Consider the following 22973-nt stretch of genomic DNA (forward strand, 5'->3'; position numbering starts at 1 on the left):
AGGCTTTTTGAAGCAGCGGCTGGAGTCGCTGAAAGCGATGATGCGCTTTGCCTCGCCAGAGCAGCTCAAGGCGATGGCCAGCGAGCTCAAATCCATTGCCCGGGAGCTGGGTGCGGCGGCGCGTCAGCTAAGCGGCGGTGGCGGTGGCGCGAGCGCCGGCCCCACCATGACGCCCACGGTCAACGCGGCCCAAGGTGGTCACGCCGGCGTATCGGCGCCGCTCGACGCGAACGCGCAAACTGAGGCCAGCAGCGCCGAACGCGGTGTCGAGGCCGCCAACGCGACGCTCGAAAGCGCCGAGGCGACCACCGCCGAGGAGCCCGTAAGCGGTAGTGAGCAATTGGAAGCGCAGGAGCAGGAGCAGGAGCGAAAGGAGTCGCTCGCGCCATCGGATGTATTAACGCAGGCGCCCTCTTTCGCGTTGCCAGGCGCCGAACGTGCCCCAACCATTAGCGCAAGCGAACACGCGCTGCGCTCGATTCTGACCGATGCCAAAAAAGCGTTTCAGGAGGCGGCCAGTGAGCTGAAGTTTTCCCTTCACAAGGAACAAAAAGAGGCGCGCCGCGAGCTCAAACAAGCCGAAGAAGAGATGGACAAGGTCGACCATTCGCTTGCCAGGGCCGAATCCCACGCCCTCTACTCGACCCTGGGCCAACTGCTGCCGACCTCAACCGCCCATGTCGCCACGGCCGCGGTCAGTATCGATATCAAGGTGTAAGCGGTAGGTTCACTTTGCCGCGTACCAACGGCTACATCCCACAGTGCGATGATCCAACCGCACTGCGGGGTGTGGCCGTGCCGCTTGAATACACTGAGCGCGAGAACCTGCCGAATTAGAAGCGCTTACCCAGACTCAAGAATAGCGCGCTGCTGTCAGCGTCCTCGACATCGACGCTGGCGCCAATCTGAGCGTCGAAACCGCCAAGCGTCGCGCGGGCGCCTAAATCGACCTCGACATAGTCGCGGTCAAGATCGAGCCGGGGCGCGCGGTAATCACCCAGCTGTGGCAGGGTTTGCAGGGTGGCGCGGCCAGCGTCGCTCGTTTCGAACTCGCGGCTGTAGCTCACCTGCAGGTAGGGGTTGAACGTCGCCCCGTCGCGCCGAACCTGCCAGCCCAGCCGCCCGATGAGCGAATCGACGTCCCGGTCGGGATACGCAAGCGCCGTCGAGGAGCGCGTGGTTTCATCAAAGCCGTCGAGCTCGACGCGCTGCCAGGTCAGCCCGGCGATGGGGCCGGTTTTAATATCGCTTCCGGCAACGGAGAAGGCGCTTACATCGACGCCGGCGTTCACTGCCGCCGTCAGGTTGTTACCCTGCGTGGACCCGCTGTGGCGCCGAGTGGCGCTGCCCAGCTGAACGTCGCGGTCGGTATCGACATCGAGCCAGCTGTAGCTCAGCTGAGCGCTGGCCCAGGCGCTGTCGGTGTACCAGCCGGTGAACAGTCCAAGCGTCGACGCCTGTTGCTGAAAACTTCCGCGACCGCCGCCGAAGTCGGCGTCCTGATCGCCGTAGCCAGCGAACCCGCCCAGCACGACGCCGTCCTGGTACCAGTCCACGCCAAGAAGCCCCGACGGCGTATTGGCATCATACAAATCGCTCGAACCCGGCTGCTGGCGCTCGGCACGAAGATCGCCCCACCAGCGCACGCCGTTATCAAGCGGTATGGCGTTCAGGTGCTCGGCGACCCGATTGGCGCGGGTTCGCCCACTAAGCACTGCCGAGTGGGTCACCAGCTGCTGCAGCTGCGGCGCCTCGATCAGCGATACCACGGCTTCGCCGATGATGCGGTGGGTGGCACTCGAGGGGTGAATCTCGTCGGCGAACAGGTAACGTTCGCCGGCGTTCGGCGCGATCAGCGTCGCCTGGTTACAAAGCGGCAGCGGCAGGGTGCAGGCGGGATCAACGACGTTGGTAAACCCGTAGGCGCCGGGCGCGGCAGCGACCTCCTGCAGAAGTGCGAAGGTATCGACCGGGATCACATCAACGCCGCTTGCCGCCACGGCGGTATAAAGTGTCTCGTTGTATTGCCGGGCAAGCGCGGTGGCACCGGCGCGGGTAGCCGGGTCGCCGTTGAAGCGCGGCGTCAGGCCAAGGTCGGGCACGTTAAAAAGCAGCACGTGGCGGGCGCCAGCGCCTTGCAGCGTAGAGATGAGCCCGGCGGTGGCCACGGCCGTATTGCCAATGACGCTTGCGGCGTCCGCCCCGCTGCTTACGGTAAAGAGATCGTTCGCCCCGCCCCAGACGGCGTAGAGCGCATCCCCGTCGGCGACGCCGCCGGTCGAAGCCAGGTAGCTTGCCAGTTGATCGCTCACCGCGGGAGCGGCGCCGAACAGGCTGCTCGAAGAAGCGGCTACCCGCGCCCCGCCGGCGGCGTAATTATTGCCCCCGGCATTGGCGGGAGCGGCGTTGCTGTCGTAGCGCGCGGCGACGTGTTCGGCCCACACCGGCCCCGGGTTATCGGTAAAGCGGCCGACGAGGTCGAGCCGGTCGGGCGGGATGGGCAGCAGCTGCCCGATGGTGGCGCGGTAGTAGCCGCTGTCGGTCAGGCTATCGCCGAAAAAGACGGTCTCGTTGAAGGCGTCATCGAACGTGCTGGCGGCAAGCGCCGAGAGCGGCAAGGCGCCTACAGCGACGAGTATACTCAGCGCCAAGCGCCGGTAGCGAAACGTTGGCATGACAGTGATCCCCTGATAGCTGTTGTTGTAGGTCGTGGGGTGATGGCTAACCGGCGCCCCGGGCAGCGCGTCACGTTTAGCGATGTCTGATGTTATGGCACAGCGCCCTGCCCGCTGCAAGAAGGTATACAGACGATCAGCACGAGGGGATTGTCGCCCGATACACATAAAAAAGCCGCCGACGCGAAATCGCGTCGGCGGCTTTTTAAATCCCTTGGCGGGGTTAGAGCGTATTCTTGTACGCCACGCCGCCTTTCATGATCAGCATCAGCTGTTCATCGGGCTTGGTCAGAACGGTGATGTCTTCGAGCGGGTTGTCCTTGAGAAGGATGACATCGCCGCGGGCGCCGGGAATGATCTCGCCGAAATCGCCCACACAGCCGTAGGCATCCGCGGCGTGGCTGGTCGCACCGCGGATCAGCTCGTCGGCGGGCACCACGTCCTTGCGCAGATGGAACTCGTTGAGCTGATGGACCTGCATGCGGCCAAGAAGATCGGAGCCGTAAAGCATCTTCACACCGTGCTCCTGGGCCATTTTCAGCGCCTTGCCGCCGGCCTCGAGCACTTCGAACACCTTGCGCTGCAGCTCTTCGGCCATGCCCGCCTCGACCCCTTCGCGCGCCAGCGCATCGTAGGTGCTCAGCGTCGGCGTCAGGTAGGCGTCGTGCTCGATGAACAGGCGGCAGCTCTCTTCGTCCATCAGGTTGCCGTGCTCGATGGTTTTCACACCGCGCGGAATCAAGCGGTTGATGGCGCGAGCGGTGTAGGCGTGGGCCATGGTGTGAATATTGGCGGCCGTCGCTTCCTCGACGATGGCATCGATCTCTTCCAGCGAGAACTGGGTGCTGTCGATACGATCCGTGGGTGAGGCTACGCCACCGGAGGCCATGATCTTGATCTGCGTGGCGCCCTTGCGGATCTCGTCGCGGGCGGCCTGGCGCACTTCGCTTACGCCGTCGCACACGCGGCCAAGGCCCGCGCAGCAGAAGCAACCCTCAAACGTTTGCTGGCCCGGCCCGCGCATGTCGCCGTGGCCGCCGGTTTGGGAGAGCGCGCGCCCGGCGTACATGATGCGCGGACCGGCCAGAGCGCCTTCGTCCACCGCCTTGGCCAGGCCGTAGTCCGCGCCGCCGGCGTCGCGCACGGTGGTGAAGCCGCGCATCAGCATGGCTTCAAGAAGCTCGGATGACTTGGCGCCAACGTAGAACGGCGACAGCGTTCCCAGCAGCGCGAAGTTCGGCGTGATCGCGGTAACGTGGACGTGGGAATCCACGAGCCCTGGCATCAAATAATGGCCCTTGGCGTCGATTATTTGGTCGTCGCTGCCCTCGAGCGGTGAGGCGCTGACCGCGTCGATACGGCCGTCCTTGATGCGCACCTCGTGGTTTTTCAGCACTTTGCCGGCGCGGGAATCGATGACGTTAGCGTTGATGAAGCGAATCGTAGACATGGAAGTTCCTTGAAGTGAAGGCGTCAAAACATTTTCTGCGGAAGATAAAGGGAAAGCGCAGGAATCAGCACGATGAGCAGCAGCGCAACGATGTCCATGACGATGAACCAGCTCACGCCCTTGAAGACTTCGCTCAGGCTGACGCTGTTACCCAGCGACCCCTTGATGACGTAGACGTTGAGACCGATCGGCGGCGTAACCAGCCCAACCTCCAAAAGCTTGACGACGATGATGCCGAACCAGACGAGGTTAAGGTCTGCCCCTTCCACCAGCGGCAGAATCAGCGGCAGGGTCAAAAGCAGAAGACCGATCGAGTCGATGAACATGCCCAGAATCAGATAAATCAGGGCGACGGCCAGAATGATCCACCAGGTCTCGGTGCTCACGCCAAGAATCAGCTCGGAAAACGCCGAGGGCACGCCGCTCATCGCCAGAAAACGGGTGAAAAAGAGCGAGCCGATCAGAATGATGAAGATACTGGCGGTGCTCACCGCCGTTTGCGTCACCGCCTCGCGCACGGCGGCAACGGTGAGCGTGCGCCGTGCCAGCGCAATGACCGCTGCGATGGTGGTACCCACGGCGCCGGCTTCCGTCGGCGAGAAGATGCCGGTGAAGATACCGCCGAGCACCAGCGCGATCAGAAGCGGCAGCGGCCAGATGTTCTTGAACGCCTCCCACTTTTCAGACCAGCTCGAGCGCACGTTGGCATCGCCTGCCAGGCTCGGGTTGAGCTTGGTACGCACCATGATCATCGCGATGTAGAGAAGCGCCGACAGCACGCCGGGTAGAAAGCCCGCCATGAACAGCTGGCCCACGGAGACCTGGGCGTACACCCCGTAGAGCACCAGCAGTACGCTGGGCGGAATGAGCGAACCAAGCGTACCCGACGCCGCCACGGTGCCGGTGGCCAGGCCCTTGTCGTAGTTGTGCTTGAGCATTTCCGGCACGGCGATGCGCGACATGGCAGCAGAAGTGGCCACACTCGAACCGGAGGCGGCGGCGAAAAACGCCGAGGCCATGACGCTCGAGACCGCAAGCCCGCCGGGCAGGCGCGCCAGGTAAAGCCGCATCGCCTGAAAAAGCCCCTGGGTCATGTTGGTCGTGGTGCACAGATACCCCATGAACAAAAACATGGGGGCGGCGGTCAGCTCCCAGGTACCGGCGAAGTCAAACGGCGTGGCGGAAATCATGCCCCAGGCCACGCGCATACTGGTCATTTCGCCGATACCAATGATCGACACAAGCCCCAGGGCGATGCCGATGGGCACCCTCAAGGCGATCAAGGCCAAAGCGATGGCAATGCCTGCCACGCCTATCTCGATATTACTCATGGGTTGCTCCTACAGGGCTTGGCGCAGTCGCACTGCCTTGATCATGTTGGCGAGAATGGCCAGGCACATGGCGGCGAAGCCGGCCGGCAGCGCCCAGCGGCTGGGCCACAGGTAGAACGTGAAGTTGGCCATGGCGGTTTCCTGGCGCAGGGTGGCCCGCAGTGCGTCCAGGTAGCTCTGGTAGCAAAGCATGCCGAAATAGACCAACCCCAAAGCGCCTGCGAACAGGTAGAACGCCAGCTGCACGCGGGCAGGCAGGCGCCCCACCACGACATCGACGCTGATGTGCTCGCGCTGAAGCTCGACGTAGGCAATCGGCAGAAAGACCACCGCGACCATGTAATAGAACGAGACGAACTCGAGGGTACCGGTGAAGGACTTGCCGAAGAAAAAGCGAAGCGCTACGTCCAGCGTGACGTGAAGCGCCATCAGGATCAGAAACAGCGCGGCCAGCACCAGCGCGCTTTTGGCGACCCATTGACTCAAGGATTCAACGATGCGCGCGATCATACAGTTTCTCTTGTCATAGCCTGGGAAGATGAAAAGCCAAGCTCGATGAGGGCATCCCTCCAGAAAATCAGCATGTCGTGGTAAAGCTCCGGGTCGTCGCGCCAAATGCTTTGCGCGCCCATGCCGCGCATCATGCAAAGCGTGGCGTTCAGCGCCACGCGGTTTTGCCGCGACGTATGCCGAGAGCTTGCCACCAGCTGTTCCCAGATGGCTTCCAACGAACCGTTGAACCTGGCTGCAAGGGGGATGAGCACTTTCATGATGTCGGGATCGGTACGCGCGGCGCTCAGATACTCCAGCGTCACCATGTACAGATCCCCCTTGAAGTGCTCATGAAGTACTCTCAAGAGGCTGTCGAAATCGAAGTTACCCTCGCGCACGCTGATCGTCAGCTGGCGAACGCTCTCGACCTCGCGGTTGAGCAAATCCTCCAGCGCCGACTGCATCAACAGCGTTTTCGACGGGTAGTGATGCACCAGCGCCCCTCGAGAGACCCCGGCCTGACGAGCGACATCCACAGTCGAGGTGTCACGTATGCCCTTGGCCAGCACGCATTCGATCGTTGCCTGCATCACGCGTGCCTGGGTATTGCGTGAACGCTCTTCCTGATTCTGTCGCTTCGTCATGACGGTCCCTTATCGATCTTGTAGATATTGGCTGGCTTGAAAAAAGCCACTCTACGTCAAATCAATAAATACCGTAATCCGCCGGGAGCTTGCTGTAGATTTCGTCCATCGCCAACTGGGCCAGCGCTTCTTCATCGGTGCGATCGACGCCTTCCAGCAGGGTTTGCCACTTGTCGATGGTGGCGAGGAAATCATCGATCAGCGCTTCGGGGTCTTCCACGCCGTACTCGTCGCGCGCCTTGTCGTAAACGCCGGACAGCGCCTTTTCGCGGAAGGCTTCGACGGAAGCCATCAGGTCGTCTTCCGGCTCGTAGACGTTGTTGCCGTGCTCTTTCGCCTCTTCGATGGCGGACTCCGCGGCAGCGATGAACTGAACCACCATGCGCGTCATGGCCTGAGCGGTGGCCTGTTTGAAGACATCACGCTCTTCATCGTTCAAGCCGGCCCAGAAACCTTCGTTGAAGCCCCACTGTGGGCCAGACCAGTACATGCCGGTGGGCAAAAGCGTGGTGTGCTCCGCCACTTCCCACAGCGAGCGGTCGATCAGGTCGTTGGCCGCGTTGGTCGCGCAGTCCAGCGAACCGCGGTCGAGGCCGCTGTACATTTCGCTGGAAGGCACGTTGACCGGCGTACCGCCCGCCTCTTCCACCCACGCCGATACGGTCGAACCCGCGGTGCGAATGCGCTTGCCGCGCAGCTCCTCGAGATTACGCACCGGCTCGCGGCAGAACATGACGTAGGGCGGCGTGCTGTAGGCCCCCAGGTAGACGATACCGAGATCTTCCCACTCCGCCAGCTGGGTGGGGTTGTTCATGCTGAAATCGGTCACGGCGAGAATGCTCACCAGCGGATCGGCGTAGTTGAAGCCAAGCTCCTGCACGGCGTTGGCGACCGGCATTTCGGACGGCGTATAAATCGCGGCATGGTGCGCGACCTGAACGATGTTGTCCTGAATACCCTGAAGGTTGGCGCGAGGGGCCAGTAACACCGTGCCGGTATAAACCTCGGGCGCCAGCTCTCCCCCGGAGAGCTCTTCGACCATCTCCGCCCACTCGATATAGCCGTAGCGTGAATGGGGGTGCTGCTGATCATAAAACGAGTTAGCGATGAAAGACGTTTCAGCCTGGGCCGTGACGCTTAAAGCGGGCAGGACGAATGCAGAAACGGCCACCGCGAGTGATGTGCGTTTGAAGTTCATGGTCAGGTTTCCTGGAGCAAATTAAACAGCATTATTAATGTTATGTTATTACGTATTTAACGTTTGCAAGTTTCAAACTTTGAAGCGCTAATGCATTATCGAATCTAAACTTATGTAAAAATAAAAACAAGCAGGTCTGTTTGTTTTTTTCTGAAAGAGTATTTTCACTGCTGGTAACTCCCTGATGAGTCAACAAAACGAGACAACGCTCGATATCGCCGGTACGTGGCAAGGCATCCGCCTGATGCTGCCGCTGGCGTGTTTCACTATCGCCTTCGGGCTCGCCTTTGGCGTAGCGGCCTCGCACCATGGCCTGGCCGCATGGCAGGCGATGTCGATGAGCGCGCTGGTGTTCGCCGCCCCCTCGCAATTCGCCGCGCTGGAACTTTGGCAAGCGCCGCTGCCCCTGCTGGCACTGGCGGGTACGACGCTTGCGATTCACACTCGGCACATGCTGATGGGCGCCTCGCTCTACCCCTGGCTTGCGCCTTTACCGCGCCGGCAGCGGTTTGCGGTCATTTTCCTGGTCACGGATTCGAACTGGGCGCTGGCGCTTTCCAAATACCACCAGGGCGAGCGCAATGTCGGTATTTTGCTGGGCGGCGGTATTGCGCTTTGGGCGGCCTGGGTGCTGGGCACCGGCGCGGGGCTCGTGTTCGGCGGCGGCATCACTCATCCGGAGCGCTTCGGGCTGGATATGATCATGCTCTGCTTTCTGCTGGTGATCGTGATCGGCAATCGGCCCCGAGCGTTCATGGTGCTGCCCTGGCTTGCGGCGGGCACCAGCGCGCTGCTGGCGTACTGGTGGCTGCCGCCCTTTCTGCACGTCATGGTAGGGGCACTGACCGGTGGGGGCGTCGCTGTGCTGCTTGCCCGATACCAGAGCGTGAAGGTGAGCGAATGATGACACCGACCGTCTGGTCGTCGCTTGCGGCCATTTCGATCATGGTACTTGTCGGCTATGGCTCGCGGGTGCTGGGGCTGATCGTCATGGCGCGACTGACGCTTGGACCGAACGTGCGCCTTTTCATCGACGCCATGTCGAGCTCGGTGCTCATCGCCATCCTGACGCCGATGATCGTTCACGGCGATCACGCCACTCGCGTCGCGGCCCTTGCCGCCGGGCTAGTGGCGGTCGCGTTGAAAAGCCCGCTCGCGTCCATCGCCGTGGGTATCGTCTGCGCAGCGCTTTGGCGCTGGCTGTTCTAACGCTTGAAAAAAACGCTATGCCCCTGCGCTCACTGCCTGGCAGGTCGTTTCTTCGCCGGACTCCTTGAGGCGCAGGGTCATGGCATTTTCATCGCGGGAGACCACTTCGATCGGCGCCGAAGGCTCGAGATAAAAAGCGCGGCTTGCTTCGAGAAACTCGGGCGAAAACAATCTGAGCTCATCCGTGCGAGGAACGAGTTCTATCTCTTCGGGGTAGGCAATGAACGTGTGGCCGACAACGTCCTTATGCCCGGTGATGAAGACCTGCAGACGCGAATGGCTTCCCGGAACGCTGCTTGTTCGATAGTCGAGCGTCAGCGTTTCCTCATAGGTGAGATCTTTTCGTGTCGTGACGCGACTTTCGATGTGCTCTTCCATGCCGTCCGGGTAGACATTGTCCGAGGTACAGGTCCAGTCACCCAAGCCAAACAGGGAGATTCCCGCCATTGCCAGTTCAATCATTCTTCTAACGCCTCATCGAGCATTTCTTCGGTCGAGCGGATACGCGCGTACTCCCCATTCAGATTCGCAAGCGACATGGCGTGAACCTCGTCAGCCGAGCGTTCCACCCCGGCATAATCGCGTTTGGCGAAGGTGAAGGTAGCGTCATGAACGACCGTGACATCGAAGCCGAGATTACCCGCGCTTCGCACGCTGGCCTCCACCGAGTTGCTGGTGCTGACACCCACGACGACGAGACGCTGAATATCGCGCACGCGAAGCCACCGCTCGAGCCCCGAATGGACAAAGGCATCGGGAACGTTCTTCTCGACCACGTGCTCGCTTTCCCATGGCGCCAGTGCCGGCTGGAATTCGGCGCCCTCTTGTCCCGGCCAGAAGGGAGAGTCCAGCGAGCGGGAGATATGGCGTACGTGAACGACGGGGGCACCTGCATCACGCCACACGCCGAGCAGCCGCACGATGTTCGTCTCGGCACAGGCGTTGTTGCGAGCCCCTGCAGCGGGGTCGCTCATGCCGCGCTGCATGTCGATGATGAGAAGAGCGGGAAGCTCGAACATGAATAAAACCTTTAAAAATGAAAACGCCAGGCTCGAATAGCCTGGCGTTTTTCGGGTGCCGACAACCTTACAGCATGCGCGGAATTTGCGAGGAGTGGTGGTGCAAAATCGGCGCTTCTTTTGAAAGATCAACGACGTAGCTAAAGCGCGCCTCGAAGTTCAGAAGCTCGCCTTCGACCTCAAAACGCCAGTTGTAGAGGCCGGTCAGCGCGGCAACGGTTTCGGAGACTTCCTGAATGATCAGGGTCTTTTCGTGCAGCGTGATGCTCAGCCCCGGGCGCGCGCCCAGGCGCTCGAAATAGTCGCGATGCTTCTCGCGGGTGTTGGAAATACGGTTGGAAAAGGTGGGAATCAGTACGGCGTTCTCATCGTAGAGCGACAGCAGTGCTTCGACGTCGGCGTTGTTGATTGCCTGCATCCACTCGTTGAGCACGTCATGGGGAGTTCTCATATGACTAACGACCTCTTTAACCAATGTCGGTGACCTGATGCCGCGGGCTCAAACGGCGGTGACCTTTTACGACAGTGACTTTACAAGCCCATCATTCTTATACCAAAGATGTAGCGCGTACTATCTTACCCAAATCGACACGCGAGCGCATGGCGAGTTCCCAGGCCCATTAAAATTCCCGCAATCGCTTGAACAATTTCCCCATGGCGCTGACCCCCAGTATCAGCGCCAGGCCGATCAGGAGCGCGGCGAGCGAGCCGATGTCGAGCCCCCCGCCCCACTGCCAGCGGGAAAGCAGACTGCTCAGGTGCTGTACCACCAGATACACGCCGATGAGAAAGCTGCCCGCACGCACGAGCCCCGCCTCCCCGACCACGCTGTCAGACGCCGACTCATTCGGGTGAAGCCTTTGCGCAAGCGCGGGCGCCTTGAACCATAAAAGCACGCCCAGCAAACACGGCAGCACGAGACTGGCGGAGAACAGTAGTCGCCAGTCTTCGAACGCCTCTGCCGTAGCGAAGGCCGCGGGCAGCGACGACGCCAGCGCCATGAGCGGGCGGGTCACGAGATAGACGGCGAGAAGGCGAATCGCGATGATCGAGAACGCGCGCATGGAGACTCCCGGCAAAACCGTCAGCATACGTTCATCTCACGCGTTCTAAAACACGCACAAAAAAAGCCCCCGGCGATTTCGCCTGGGGCTTTGTGGCGGCGCAGGGACGTTACGGCGTGTCGCTGTCCTCGTCGATACCGAGCGCGTTCATCGCGGCGCGGAATACATCGGTGTTGTCCACCCACTGCTGGGCGTTTTCGTCCACACCGTAGGTGGAAAGGCCTTCATCGCGCTGGGCCACATCGAGGAAGTACTCGGCGCCGGCGCCCTGGGCGTAAAGCGGCACGAGCTCGCGGGTGTGGTTATCCGAGTGCCAGCGCACCAGCGGCAGCGCGCCGGCGCCCTGGCTTACGATCGGGCTGTAGGCGTTCTGATCCGAATCCGGGCCCTGCAGCAGGCCGTTGCCGTGGTCGGTGGTCACGATGATCATCGTCTCGTCCCAGTCGCTGTTCGCCTCGACCCACTCGACCGCAGCTTCCACCGCTTCATTGAAATCGACCTGCTCCTCGACCAGGCGCGGCAGGTTGTTGGCGTGCGCGGCCCAGTCGACGGCGCCGCCTTCGACCATCAGGAAAAAGCCTTCGTCGTTTTGCTTGAGCACTTCGAGCGCGCCGCGGGTCAGCGTCGGCAAGTTCGGCACGTTCTCGATCAGGTTGCCAGCTTCCACGCCCGGGCGGTTGAACTGCAGCGTGGCGTGGTTCTGCGCCACGCCCAGCACCTTGTCCGCCTCGAGGGTCAGCTCGCCGTTGGCCAGCGCCTCGAAGTCGTCGCGGCTTTCGATCAACTGGTAATCGGTGTCGCCATCGAGCACGCGCTGCCAGGTGGCTTCGCCGCCCACGTAGCGAAAGGCGTCTTCGTCCGGGTTTTCGACTGCGTTACCGGCGTCGTCGAAGTACGGGTGGCCGGCGCCGAACACCACGGTGGCAAGCCCGGAATCGATGATCTCTTCACCGAGTGCTGCGTATTCGTTGCGGCTGGGGCTGTGGCCCAGAAACGCGGCGGGCGTCGCGTGGCTCAGCTGCACCGAGCTCACCACGCCCAGCGCCCGACCGCTCTCGACCACGTACTCGCCGATGTGCTTCATGCGCTCGTCATTGTTCGACCAGTTGATGGCGCTGTTGTAGGTCTTCTGGCCGGTGGCCAGCGCCGTGCCGGCGGCGGCGCTGTCGGTGAAGTTCTCGCGGGCGTAGTTGTAGCCGGCGAAATAGCCGTCGTAGTCGCCCAGTTTGCCCTCGAAGCCCACGCCCTCGGCCGCCTCATCGCTCCAGAGCTCGGCGGGGTCGAACTCGACCTTGCCTTCGTCGCTCATGGTCGGCTCGGTGGCGGTGGTCAGCGGGTAAGTGGCGGTGAAGACCTGAGTGTCGAAGTCGTCGTACACTTCCTGGCCCAGCACTGCGTGGCGGTAGTAGCTGGCGGCGCGGAAGGTTTCGATGCCCGCGCCGTCGGTGATCATCAGAATGACGTTTTTGGCACCGTGTGGTTGGGCAAGCGCCGGCGTGGCAAAAACGGACCCTAAAGCAAGCGCGAGCGCGCAGCGTTTGAAAGCGACCATGCTGTTCATCCAAGTCATTGATTAAGAGAGGCTTAAATTAGCCACGCCAGATGACAGCGGGATGAACGTTTAGCGCGATTTCAGTGACACTCCGTGCACTACAGCCAGCGGTTGTCGTTAGCATGAGCGGCAATATAATGTATATTCATACAGCCAACCTATTGCCGATCGGATAGCGTCATGTCGGATTCACGCGCCCTCCCCCCGGGCAGTATCGTTCACAAGGGCCGCGGGGCAACGTTCGACCCGCACAACCGCTTTGCGCCCAGTGTCAGCGTCGAGGAATCCGACGGCTGGTGGCAGGAGCACGCTCCCTTAAGCCTTGCCACCGAGGTACGCGAGGAGCCAAGCAAGAGCGCGCTTGCGTGGAACAGCTCACCGGATCTCTCCTTTGATCGCTCGCTCAATCCTTACCGCGGCTGCGAGCATGGCTGCATCTACTGCTTCGCCCGGCCCTCGCACGCCTACTGGGACATGTCGCCGGGGCTCGATTTCGAAACCCGGCTGATCGCGCGTACCGGCATGCTCGATCACCTGCGCGACGAACTCGCGAAACCCGGCTACGTCTGCCGGCCGATCAACCTGTCCGGCAACACCGACTGTTATCAACCGATCGAGGCGACATATCGCACCACCCGACACCTCCTCGCGTTTTTGCTCGAATGCCGCCACCCGGTCACGCTGGTGACCAAGGGAAGTCTCGTGCTGCGCGATCTGGATCTTTTGAAACAGATGGCCGAGCACCGGCTGGTGCGGGTGCTGGTGAGTCTGACGAGCCTCGACAGCGACCTAAAACGCACCCTGGAGCCGCGAGCGGCTTCGCCCCAGGCGCGGCTGAAGGTGATTCGCGAACTCAGCGCCGCCGGGGTGCCGGTGGGGGTGTTGATCTCGCCGGTGATACCGGGGCTGACCGACCAAGAAATCGAGCGGCTGATCGAAGCGGCCCGCGGCGCCGGCGCGCGCACCGCGAGCTGGATGCTTCTACGCCTGCCCCGCGAAGTCGCGCCGCTGTTCCAGGCGTGGCTGATGGCCCACTATCCCGAGCGCGCCGACAAGGTGATGAGCCTGATTCGCCAGTGCCGGGGCGGCAAGACCAACGAGGCGGCGTTCGGCAAGCGCTTTCGCGGTGAAGGCGTGTTCGTCGACATGATCGAGCAGCGCTTCAAGCGCGCCAGCCGTCAATGGGGCATGCAGCCCCGCGCCGAGCAGGGGCTCAACACGCGCGACTTCAGGCCACCCCGTGCTCAGGGCGACCTGTTCGACTAACCAACGCTAACGGTTCGGGCCGCGCCGCGCCTTGAGCTCGTCGAGCACCAGCGCGAAGAAGCCGCGGATCTCCTGAAGCTTCGGCCGGGCCTCGACCATCAGGGTGTCCATCTTTTCGAGCTCCTGAGTCTGGGCTTCTCGGGCGTCGAGCTCAGCGCGAATTTCGTCGATGATCTCCACCGAGTCGTTCAACATCGCCTTGAGTTCGGCGGTCGAGGTGGTGTGCAGGCTTGGCCTGGAACCTTGTTCAATACTCATGGCGCCCTCCTTACAGTACGGTAACAGCGATCAACAGGGCCGGCAGCGCGATGAACACGCCCAGCACCCAGCCGGCGGCCAGCGCCTTGCGCTCGGCGGCGACCCGGCCCAGCCACTGCGCCCCTTTCACCGGTAGCAGACGCAGAAACGGCAGTCCGCCGATGATCAGCACGGCGCACAGATTGAAAAGCAGATGCACCAGGGCGATCTCCAGCGCCAACAGCGCCGTGGCACCGGAAATCGCCGTGGCGGCCAGCAGCGCCGTCATGGTGGTGCCGATATTGCTGCCGATGGTGAACGGGTAAATCTGGCGCAGCGTGAACGCGCCAGAGCCGGCCATGGGCACCATCAGGCTGGTGGTCGTGGAGGACGACTGCACCAGCATCGTCACCAGCGCCCCGGAGGCCACGCCGGTGAACGGCCCGCGGCCGATGGCGCTGAGCATGATTTGTCTGGCGCGCCCAACCATCAGCGTCTTCAACAGCTTGCCGATGTAGCGAATGGAAAGAAAAATCAGCGCCACGCCGATGACGATCAAGGCGATACCGCCGGCCACCGCCGGCAAACTCGACACCAGCTGGCCTGCGGTGTCCGTCACCGGCTGAGTCAGCTGCCCCACGATATTGACGTTATCCAGCGAAAGATCGGCATCGCCGTAGAAAACGCCAGCGACGGCGCCGGCCATGCGCTCCAGCGGATGGAACAGGATCTCGATGGGAAGCAAAATCACCACGGCCAGCAGATTGAAGAAGTCGTGCACGGTAGCGGCGGCAAAGGCGCGGCGAAACTCGTTCTTGTCGTTGACGTGGCCCAGGCTCACCAGCGTATTGGTCACCGTGGTGCCGATGTTCGCCCCCATGACCATGGGTACCGCCACCGCAACCGGCAGCCCCCCGGCCACCATGCCAACGATCACCGAGGTCACCGTCGAGGACGACTGGATCAAGGCGGTGGCGACGATGCCGACCATCAGGCCGACGAAGGGGTTGGTGGCGAACTCGAACAAGCGCTCGGCGTGATCGCCGGTGGCGAGCTTGAAGCCGTCGCCGACGATGGATACCGCGCAGATCAGAAAGTAGACTAACAGCAATAGCGTGAGCCACTGACGCAGGCGGCCCTGCTTCTCCTTTTGCGCCGGGCGAGCGTAGCTCTCTGGCGCGGCGCGATGGGTCGTCTCTACCATGGTGATCCCTCCGGCGGTTGGTAACGTGGCGCACGTTCACCCTTCCACGTTGCGCGCCGCAGGTGACAGCCTGATGACGCCCGCGTGACGACGCTCACTTATTCCTGATATCACCCCTTTGAACCACCGAGCCGGAACGCCTTATGACCCAGCCCTCGAGTAAGCAGCCCTTGAGCAAGACCCGATCGAGTTTCTACCGCCGCCTCTACGTGGCCCACCTGATCGACCAGGGCGTGGCCAGCGTGCCGGCACTGATCGAGGCCACCGGCATGCCCCGTCGCACCGCTCAGGACACGATCAAGTCGCTCGACGAGCTCGATATCATCTGCGTTTTTGAGGGCCAGGAAGGCGAGCGGCACAACATCGGCCGCTACGTGCTCGAGAGCTGGGGCGCGATCGACCGGCGCTGGGTAAAAGAGCACGCCACAAGGCTGGGCGAGGCGCTGGGCTACTGCTAGCGCTTATCGCTCACCCAAGTGCTAGTGGGGCGACGGACGAGCAGTCTGGCCGCCAGCGGCGAGGTAATCATCTGGATGACGGCGAAAAACGCCGCGGGAATGGCGATCTCCGGCGAAAGCCCGGAGGCCGCGACGAACGCCGCCGCAATGCTGAACTCCTTCTTGCTCGTGGTAAAGAGATACGCCACCACCTCTGACCGCTCATTGGTGATCAGCCTGGACGCCGTGCCCACTACGTAGCCTGCCAGGTTCAAACACAGCGCTGCGGCAGCGATCACTAGCGCGTAGGCGCCGTACCCCAGAATGGTCGCGGCGTTGGGACCCACCACCGCCAGCAGTATCAGCAGATAGAGGATGGAGCCCAACCCCGCGTAGCGGTCGTCAAAGCGGGCAAGCGTTGTGCTGAACCGGGTGCGCAGCGCCACGCCCAGAAGCGTCGGAACGAAAACGATCAGTAAAAGCTCGACCACGATGGCGAAAAGCGGCACGTCGAGCTCGATGCCGGTAAGCGCGAGAAACAGCAGCGGGACCAGCAGCGGTGAAAGTGCCGTAGTGATCGCGTTGAACACCGCCGCCATCGCCACGTTGCCCCGCGCCATCAGCACCAGAAGCGGTGATGACACGTCGGTGGGCAGCGTGCCTAGAAGCGTCTGCCCCGCGGCGAGCGCCCCGGTGCCGAAAAAGAGCCGCCCGGTCAGCCAGCCCAGTAGCGACATCGGGCCGTACACCAGACAAAGCGCCAGCAGCGGCCGCGAGGGGCGGCGCAGCACCGCGCCGACCTGATGGGCATCGAAGGTCAGGCTGATGACGAACATCAAAAGCGCCAGCAGCGGACCAATCAGCGGCGCCAGCGCCACGCCCGCCGCCGGGTACAAAAGCCCCAGCGCGGCCACCGCCATCACCAGCCATAGAAGCTGCGCCTCGACCCAGACGATGACCCGACTCATGGCGAGCCCTTTGCAGAGTCACCGTCGACCGGCGCCCAGGCGAGCCGGGCGGCGTTCAGCGTCACGCTTAAAGAGCTCGCCGCCATGGCCAGCACCGCCGCCAGCGGCGGCACCGCCATGACGATGACCAGCCCCAGCGCCAGGGTGTTGTACACCGCCGAGAACACCAGGTTCTGGCGCATGACGTTGCGGGTACGCCTGGCCAGGCGCAGTAGCTGTACCACGCCGCCAACACCGGGTCGCAACAGTTGGGCCGCCGCCCCTTCACGGGCGGCATCGCTTGCCTGCATGGGCGCAACGCCCACACCCGCGGCGGCCAGACAAAGCGTGTCGTTGACCCCGTCGCCGACATAGAGCGTGGGTGACGCAAGCCCCGCCAGCAGCCGTGCTTTCGCCTCCGGCGAGCGCTGGGCGTAGCACGCATTGGGCGCCAGACCCACCTGCTCACCCAGCCAGCTCACCGCGCCCTGGCGGTCACCGCTGATCAGCGCCGTGAGATAGCCCTGCGCCTGCAGCGCGCGAACACTCGCCCGGCCATCCTCCACCGGCGGGTCAGCGAGATAAAACGTTGCCAGCCACCCGCGCTCGTCGGCCAGCACCACCTGGGAGGCAAAGGCATGGTCGGCCTGATGGGCCGCACCTTCAAGCGTGACGCCGCGCTCGCCAAGCCAGCCCAAACTTCCCATCCACCAGCGCTCGCCGCGCTCAAAAGCGATCACCCGCCCGGCGCCGGCGACTTCGTCCAGGCGCACCACGCGGCTTACGCCCTCCTCTTCGTTCTGTTTATCGCCACTTTCAAGCGCCCAGCGCAACAGCCCCTGGGCCAGCGGATGCTCGCTTTGCCGGGTGGCGGCGGCGAGCTTTCGATGAAAGTCACCACCGAGCGCATCGCGGCACTCGGCGTGAACGACCCGGTGGCGGCCGGCGGTGAGCGTGCCGGTTTTATCGAAAGCCACCGCACGCACTCGGGCCAGCGTCTCGAACGCGCCGGGGTCTCGCAGGGCCACGCCGCGTTGCAGCGCCTGGTCGCTGCCGGCAAGCGTTGCCAGCGGCACGGCCAGCCCCACCGCGCAGGGACAGGCGACCACCAGCACGGAAAGCGCTCGTACTACCGCCTCATCAAGGCTTGCGCCCAGCATGAAGGCCACGGGCAGCGTGATTAGCGCAAGTACCAGCGCGACAGGGCTCAACCAGGCCGCGAAACGGTCGGCCAGCTTGTGAAGCTCCCCCTTTTGGGTTTGCAGCAGGCGCATCTGCTCACACAAATGATCCCGGCGCCGCTCGCCGGGCGTAGCGTTTACCCGAAGCCGAAGGGCCACTTCGCCGTCGGCCTCGATGAAGCGGTAGCCGGCGTAAACCCGCTGGCCCGCGACCAGATAGCGCGGTACGCTTTCACCGGAGAGCGTGGCGGTATCGAACCAGCCGGCGCTCATCAGTTCACCGTCGAGCAGCAGGGTCTCGCCCGGCGCCAGGCGTTGAACATCGTTCATGCACGCAGCGCTCAGCGGGTGCGACGCGATTTGCCCTTCCCGCTCGAGCGTCACATCGCCCGGCGCCAGCGCCAAGGCCTCGAAGGCTTTCAGGCCCCGCTGGCGGCACAGCGTTTCGGCCAGTCGCCCGACCAGCAAGAGCGCGATCAGCATGACGGCCGTATCGAAGTACACCTCGACAGACCCTTGGCCAAGAAGCCAGACCGACACCGCCATCGCCCCCAGCACGCCCAGGCTCACCAGCACGTCCATGCCTGGCCGGCGGGCCAACAGCGTACGAAACCCGGCGCGGTAGAACGGCACGCCGGCGTAGAGCACCACGGGAAGCGAAAAGGCGCCGGAAACCCAGGCCATGACCAGCTCGATACGCCCCGCCGGTACGGCGCCGGCGTAGATCAGAATCGAGGCGAGCATCGTCCACATGCCGAACACCGCGGCGACCCCCAAACGAAGACTCAGGTAGCGCCCCTCTTGTTCGAGCCGCTCGGCGGCGTCCTGCACCGCCTCGAGCTCGCCCAGCCGATAGCCGATGCGCGAGACCCGCGGCGCAAGAGTTGTAAGCGCGATGGCCTGTGCCTCGCCCTGTACGTACACCGTGGCGGTGGGATAGTGAACGCTTGCCTGGGTAATGCCGGGTGCGCGCTTCAAAACGCCTTCGACGGCAAGCGCGCAGCTGGTACACCACATGCCGTGCAGGCTAAAAAGCGCGGTCGAGCCGGCGGGCGCGCTATCGCTCATGGCGTCGATCGCCCCACCGGCGTTACAGACAGGGCGGCACGCCGATGATCGGCATGCCGGTAAAGACCACCCCAAAGGCGGAGAAGAAATAGAGCCCGGCGGAGACCAGCGCGTTAAAGCGCGGCCGGCCGGTAAGCTCGCGGCCTACCTTCCAGCCGGCCCAGGCAAGCCAGAAAAGCAAGACGGTGGTGGCGACGCTGACAAGCCCAAGCCCCAGGTTGAGGCCCGTCAGTGAGCCTTGATCCGGTGCCGGCGGCGCTACGGCGCAGGCCACCGACAGCCCGCCGTACACCGCCACGAACCAGATACTCCAGAGCGTGAGCCCGACGATCAAATGCGCCGGATGGCCAAGGTGTAGTCGCTTGAACGCGGTTGGCATCATCTAGCCTCCCATTACGCGGGGCAGCACGCCGAGCGCGCCGACCAGCACCCAGAACGTCACCAGGTTGTAGCGCCAAAGCTGCACCACCACTGCCGGCTCGAAGGGCGCGTGGGCACCCACGTAGCCGCAGCGCACGCGAAACCCCTGCATCGCGGTGAGAATCATCGCAAGCGCCCCATGGAACAGCGCGTACACCAGCCCCACCAGCAAAATCGCATCGTGGCTGGTTTGGGTAGGCTCGAGCCCGGCACTCAGCAGCGACCAGAGCACCAGCCCCACCTGCACCGCGCCCAGCAGCGCGGCGATGAAAAACCCGCCCATCAGGCCGCTATCGCGGCGGGCGCGAAGCCCGCGTACCAGCTTCTCCATGACGCCGGCGCCCACCGTGAGCGCGATGCCGGCGCTGACCAGCACCAGCAGTGAAAGCGGCGACACCTCGGGCATGCGCCACTCGGGTGAGACGGTCCAGAGATAGAACCAGCCGAAAAGATACGAAAGAAAGAACGACCCGTTGGCGATCGAGAACGTCGCCATCGCCCAGACGCCGGGCCCGCTCATGGTGCGCGAATGCAGGGGCGGGTCGCCTTCCTTGACCTCGGCGTCCGGGGCGGCCTTGGGGTGGGCGCCGTTCTCCCAGGCCCAGCGCAGCAAAAACACCCCGGCGACGATGACGAACACCGCGGCGACCGGGTAGAGGCGCGTCAGCAGACTGACACACACCACGGCCAGCGCCAGCGCGGCCAGAAACGGCCACCAGGAGTTGCCCGGCAGGTGAACGATTTCGCGCACCTTGCCGGTGATGGAATCAGATCCCCACATCTCGCGCCGCCCGTGGCTCGCCACCGCCAGGCCATGTTTGCCTTCGGCCATGGTGCGCGGTAAATCCGGGTTGTCCCACAGCGGGTGGCGGGTTTCGATGTTAGGCAGGCTTACGAAGTTATAAGCGCTTGGCGGCATCGTATTGGCCCACTCAAGCGTATCCGCGCCCCAGGGGTTGTGTTTGGCCGGCTTGCCGAAGCGAAAGTGCAGCGCGATATCGATCAACACCATGGCGATGCCGGCGGACATCACGAAGCTGGCAACCGACGAGAGCAGGTTGAAGATCTCCCAGCCGTTACCCGCTTCATAAGTGTAGATACGCCGCGGCATGCCCAGAAGCCCGGTCCAGTGCATGATCAAGAACGTGCCGTTGAAGCCCAAAAAGGTGAGCCAGAAGCCCCAGCGACCGATGGTTTCCGACGGCATGCGCCCGGAGAACAGCGGCAGCCAGTAGTAGAAGCCCGCCATCAGCGGAAAGAGCATGCCGCCGACCAGCACGTAATGCATGTGCGCGACCACGAAGTGGGTGTCGTGTACCTGCCAGTTGAACGGCACCAGCGCCAGCATCACGCCGGTCAAACCGCCGCAGACGAAGATGATCAAAAAGCCCAACACCCAGAGCATCGGCAGTTTGAATTTCGGTTTACCGAGCCACAGCGTGGCCAGCCACACGAACACCTGAATGGCGGTGGGCACCGCCACCAGCATACTCGCCGCCGAAAAGAACGCCTGGGCAAGCTGGGGGATCCCCACCGTGAACATGTGGTGCACCCAGAGCCCGAAGCTGATAAAGCCGGTGACGATGATGGCGAACACCACCCAGCCGTAGCCGACGATCGGCCGGCCGGCGAATACCGGAATCAGCGTGGAAATGATGCCCGCGGCGGGCAGGAAGATGATGTACACCTCCGGGTGGCCAAAGAGCCAGAAAAGATGCTGCCATAAAAGCGGATCGCCCCCACCGGCCACCTGGAAAAACGGCATGCCGACCGCGCGCTCGAGCTCGAGCAAAATGCTGCCCAGAATCAAGGGTGGAAAGCCGACCACGATCATCAGCGCCATGGCGAGAATGTACCAGGCGAACAGCGGCATCTTGTGCAGCGCCATGCCCTGGGTGCGGGTGCGCAATATGGAGACGACGATCTCGACCCCCGCAGAGAGCGCCGAGATTTCGACGAAGGTGATGCCCAACAGCCAAAAATCCGAGCCGAGCCCCGGCGAATACTCGCTGCTCGAAAGCGGCGTGTACATGAACCAGCCGGCATTGGGCGCCATTTCGATGACCAGGCTCGAGGCCAGAATGATGCCGCCGAAAAGGTAGCAGAAGTAGCCAAGTGAGGTCAGCCTGGGGCAGACCAAATCACGGGCGCCGATCATCTTCGGAATCATGTAGATCGCCAGCCCCTCGAGCACGGGAATGGCGAACAAGAACATCATCACCGTGCCGTGCATGGTGGTGACCTGGCTGTAGATCTCCGGGGTCATGAAGTTCTGGTCGGGGGTGGCGAGCTGGGTGCGCACCAGCATCGACAAAATGCCGCCGAACAGGAAAAACGCCATCCCGGTGATCATGAAGCGCAACCCGAGCGTGGTGTGGTTGACGATGGTCAGCGCCTTGATGCCGCGCGGGTTGCCCCAAATGTCGTGCAGGTCGTCGTGCAGCGTGCGGCCATCCTCCGGCTCTTGCGGGTCCTGGGGCGTCGCTTGACGATTGATGGTTGTCATGGGGTTAAAGTCTCCAGCCAGGCACCCAGGCCCCTAAGCGTTTCGTTATCCAGATCGTCGTGGCGCGGCATCAGGTTGCTGGGCTTGAGCGTCTGATGGTTTCTCAGCCACTGGTAGACCGCGCCCTCCTCCATGGCCATTACGCCGGCGCCCAAGGCTTCGCGGCCACCGACATCCGAGAGATTCGGGCCGATGTTGCTCGCGCTGATACCCGCCACCTGATGGCAGCCAGAACAGAACCGAGTGAAGTTGTCGCGGGCGGTATCGAAGGCTGCGTTTTGGGCGGCAAGCTCGGCCAGCGCTTCGTCACTGCGCGCGGCAAGCCAGGCGTCGAACTCCGCACGCGGCAGCGCCTCGACGTGAAGCTGCATATGAGCATGGCCCACGCCGCAAAGCTCGGCGCACTGGGCGCCGAACACGCCGGGCTCGTCGGCCTCCAGGCGAATGCGGTTGATACGCCCGGGCAGCATGTCGATCTTGCCGCCCAAACGCGGAATCCAGAAGCCGTGGATGACATCGGCGGCGGTGACATGAAAGTCCACCGGCTCGCCGGCAGGCATCATGAGTTGATTGGCGGTCACGATTTCACCACCTTCGGCCCCCGGGTAGCGTACCTCCCACCACCACTGATGCCCGATGACCTCGATCACCTCCGGCGGCTCGTCCAGCGGCAGCGTCAGCATGCGCTTGCCGGTGGGCACGCCAAACATCAAAAGCGCAATGACCGTGAGTGTGGGCAGAATGATACCGCCGCCGATGATCCAGCGTCGGCCGATGCGCCGCTCCTGGGCGGGAGTGCGGGTAACGTAACGCTTTTTGAAGGTATAGAGCCAAAGCGCGATCACGACGACGAACACGACGGTTCCGAAGCCCAGCATGACGAACCAGATCAGGCGGATATCGCGCGCCGCCGGCCCCGCCGGGTTCAAGATCGAGTGGTCGCCGCCGCAGCCGGCCAACAGTATCGGCACGGCCAGTAAAAGCGTTAACGCGGCCAGGTTGACCCGCCGTCGCGATGCGCGTTGAATACGCCTTGGGGGCGGCGCCGAATGGTTACGTTCCCTCATACTCTT

23 protein-coding genes are annotated in these 22973 nt (G+C 63.1%); 5 read left to right on the forward strand and 18 right to left on the reverse strand.

Annotation, left to right across the window (positions count from 1 at the left end):
- Positions 1 to 7 precede the first annotated feature (7 nt).
- Entirely contained in the window at positions 8 to 718 is a 711-nt protein-coding gene (locus RN346_RS10490) for a hypothetical protein (RefSeq protein WP_311961095.1), read from the forward strand.
- Positions 719 to 833: 115 nt separating this feature from the next.
- Here RN346_RS10490 and RN346_RS10495 read toward each other — a convergent pair whose 3' ends face one another.
- The 6 genes from RN346_RS10495 to RN346_RS10520 all read right to left on the reverse strand — a co-directional run bounded on the left by RN346_RS10495 (position 834) and on the right by RN346_RS10520 (position 7790).
- On the reverse strand, positions 834 to 2675 hold the full coding sequence (locus RN346_RS10495) for an autotransporter domain-containing protein (RefSeq protein WP_311961096.1): 1842 nt from the start codon (positions 2673 to 2675) through the stop codon (positions 834 to 836).
- Between the two features lie 223 nt (positions 2676 to 2898).
- Positions 2899 to 4125 (reverse strand): amidohydrolase family protein, encoded by a 1227-nt coding sequence (locus tag RN346_RS10500; protein WP_311958187.1) that lies wholly within the window; start codon positions 4123 to 4125, stop codon positions 2899 to 2901.
- Between the two features lie 23 nt (positions 4126 to 4148).
- A complete protein-coding gene (locus RN346_RS10505) occupies positions 4149 to 5456 on the reverse strand; it encodes a TRAP transporter large permease (RefSeq protein WP_263586848.1) in 1308 nt (435 codons plus the stop codon).
- Positions 5457 to 5465: 9 nt separating this feature from the next.
- Complete coding sequence (locus RN346_RS10510; protein ID WP_263586847.1) at positions 5466 to 5966, reverse strand: TRAP transporter small permease subunit; 501 nt, start codon at positions 5964 to 5966, stop codon at positions 5466 to 5468.
- A complete protein-coding gene (locus RN346_RS10515) occupies positions 5963 to 6592 on the reverse strand; it encodes a TetR/AcrR family transcriptional regulator (protein WP_263586846.1) in 630 nt (209 codons plus the stop codon). The genes RN346_RS10510 and RN346_RS10515 overlap by 4 nt, the downstream gene beginning before the upstream one ends.
- A 61-nt stretch (positions 6593 to 6653) precedes the next feature.
- The gene (locus RN346_RS10520; protein WP_311961097.1) at positions 6654 to 7790 is read right to left on the reverse strand and encodes a C4-dicarboxylate TRAP transporter substrate-binding protein; all 1137 of its coding nucleotides are present in this window, start codon (positions 7788 to 7790) and stop codon (positions 6654 to 6656) included.
- A gap of 184 nt (positions 7791 to 7974) precedes the next feature.
- On the opposite strand from RN346_RS10520, the gene RN346_RS10525 reads away from it, so the two are divergent.
- The gene (locus RN346_RS10525; protein WP_311961098.1) at positions 7975 to 8694 is read left to right on the forward strand and encodes an AzlC family ABC transporter permease; all 720 of its coding nucleotides are present in this window, start codon (positions 7975 to 7977) and stop codon (positions 8692 to 8694) included.
- Complete coding sequence (locus RN346_RS10530; RefSeq protein ID WP_311961099.1) at positions 8691 to 8999, forward strand: AzlD domain-containing protein; 309 nt, start codon at positions 8691 to 8693, stop codon at positions 8997 to 8999. The genes RN346_RS10525 and RN346_RS10530 overlap by 4 nt, the downstream gene beginning before the upstream one ends.
- Before the next feature lie 15 nt (positions 9000 to 9014).
- On the opposite strand, the gene RN346_RS10535 is transcribed toward RN346_RS10530, so the two are convergent.
- The 5 genes from RN346_RS10535 to RN346_RS10555 all read right to left on the reverse strand — a co-directional run bounded on the left by RN346_RS10535 (position 9015) and on the right by RN346_RS10555 (position 12634).
- Positions 9015 to 9461, reverse strand: a complete 447-nt coding sequence (locus RN346_RS10535) for a hypothetical protein (protein WP_311961100.1) — start codon at positions 9459 to 9461, stop codon at positions 9015 to 9017.
- Complete coding sequence (locus RN346_RS10540; RefSeq protein ID WP_311958192.1) at positions 9458 to 10018, reverse strand: cysteine hydrolase family protein; 561 nt, start codon at positions 10016 to 10018, stop codon at positions 9458 to 9460. Before RN346_RS10540 ends, RN346_RS10535 begins: the two co-directional genes overlap by 4 nt.
- Before the next feature lie 67 nt (positions 10019 to 10085).
- The gene (locus RN346_RS10545; protein ID WP_263586840.1) at positions 10086 to 10469 is read right to left on the reverse strand and encodes a nuclear transport factor 2 family protein; all 384 of its coding nucleotides are present in this window, start codon (positions 10467 to 10469) and stop codon (positions 10086 to 10088) included.
- Positions 10470 to 10638: 169 nt separating this feature from the next.
- Entirely contained in the window at positions 10639 to 11082 is a 444-nt protein-coding gene (locus RN346_RS10550; protein WP_311961101.1) for a hypothetical protein, read from the reverse strand.
- Between the two features lie 109 nt (positions 11083 to 11191).
- Complete coding sequence (locus tag RN346_RS10555; protein WP_311961102.1) at positions 11192 to 12634, reverse strand: alkaline phosphatase; 1443 nt, start codon at positions 12632 to 12634, stop codon at positions 11192 to 11194.
- Between the two features lie 180 nt (positions 12635 to 12814).
- Between RN346_RS10555 and RN346_RS10560 the strand changes: the two genes are divergently transcribed.
- A complete protein-coding gene (locus RN346_RS10560) occupies positions 12815 to 13900 on the forward strand; it encodes a PA0069 family radical SAM protein (protein WP_311961103.1) in 1086 nt (361 codons plus the stop codon).
- 6 nt (positions 13901 to 13906) lie between these two features.
- Here RN346_RS10560 and RN346_RS10565 read toward each other — a convergent pair whose 3' ends face one another.
- Complete coding sequence (locus tag RN346_RS10565) at positions 13907 to 14158, reverse strand: hypothetical protein (protein WP_263586836.1); 252 nt, start codon at positions 14156 to 14158, stop codon at positions 13907 to 13909.
- 10 nt (positions 14159 to 14168) lie between these two features.
- Positions 14169 to 15341 carry a Na/Pi symporter gene (locus RN346_RS10570; protein WP_311961104.1) on the reverse strand — a complete coding sequence of 391 codons (1173 nt, stop codon included), beginning with the start codon at positions 15339 to 15341 and terminating at the stop codon, positions 14169 to 14171.
- Positions 15342 to 15484: 143 nt separating this feature from the next.
- Between RN346_RS10570 and RN346_RS10575 the strand changes: the two genes are divergently transcribed.
- Positions 15485 to 15799, forward strand: a complete 315-nt coding sequence (locus tag RN346_RS10575) for a winged helix-turn-helix domain-containing protein (protein WP_311961105.1) — start codon at positions 15485 to 15487, stop codon at positions 15797 to 15799.
- Here RN346_RS10575 and RN346_RS10580 read toward each other — a convergent pair.
- From RN346_RS10580 to coxB, 5 genes are read right to left on the reverse strand one after another with little or no spacing between them, the layout of a single operon-like run.
- Positions 15796 to 16746: a bile acid:sodium symporter gene (locus RN346_RS10580; protein ID WP_311961106.1), complete on the reverse strand. Its 951-nt coding sequence runs from the start codon at positions 16744 to 16746 to the stop codon at positions 15796 to 15798. The two genes, RN346_RS10575 and RN346_RS10580, sit on opposite strands and share 4 nt — an antisense overlap.
- A complete protein-coding gene (locus tag RN346_RS10585) occupies positions 16743 to 18974 on the reverse strand; it encodes a cation-translocating P-type ATPase (protein ID WP_311961107.1) in 2232 nt (743 codons plus the stop codon). The genes RN346_RS10580 and RN346_RS10585 overlap by 4 nt, the downstream gene beginning before the upstream one ends.
- 22 nt (positions 18975 to 18996) lie before the next feature.
- Complete coding sequence (locus RN346_RS10590; RefSeq protein ID WP_311961108.1) at positions 18997 to 19356, reverse strand: hypothetical protein; 360 nt, start codon at positions 19354 to 19356, stop codon at positions 18997 to 18999.
- Positions 19357 to 21900: a cytochrome c oxidase subunit I gene (gene ctaD / locus RN346_RS10595; protein WP_311961109.1), complete on the reverse strand. Its 2544-nt coding sequence runs from the start codon at positions 21898 to 21900 to the stop codon at positions 19357 to 19359.
- The gene (coxB, locus tag RN346_RS10600; RefSeq protein WP_311961110.1) at positions 21897 to 22967 is read right to left on the reverse strand and encodes a cytochrome c oxidase subunit II; all 1071 of its coding nucleotides are present in this window, start codon (positions 22965 to 22967) and stop codon (positions 21897 to 21899) included. Before coxB ends, ctaD begins: the two co-directional genes overlap by 4 nt.
- Between the last annotated feature and the right edge of the window lie 6 nt (positions 22968 to 22973).

Source organism: Halomonas sp. PAMB 3232, assembly GCF_031954225.1.
Lineage (GTDB): Bacteria > Pseudomonadota > Gammaproteobacteria > Pseudomonadales > Halomonadaceae > Vreelandella.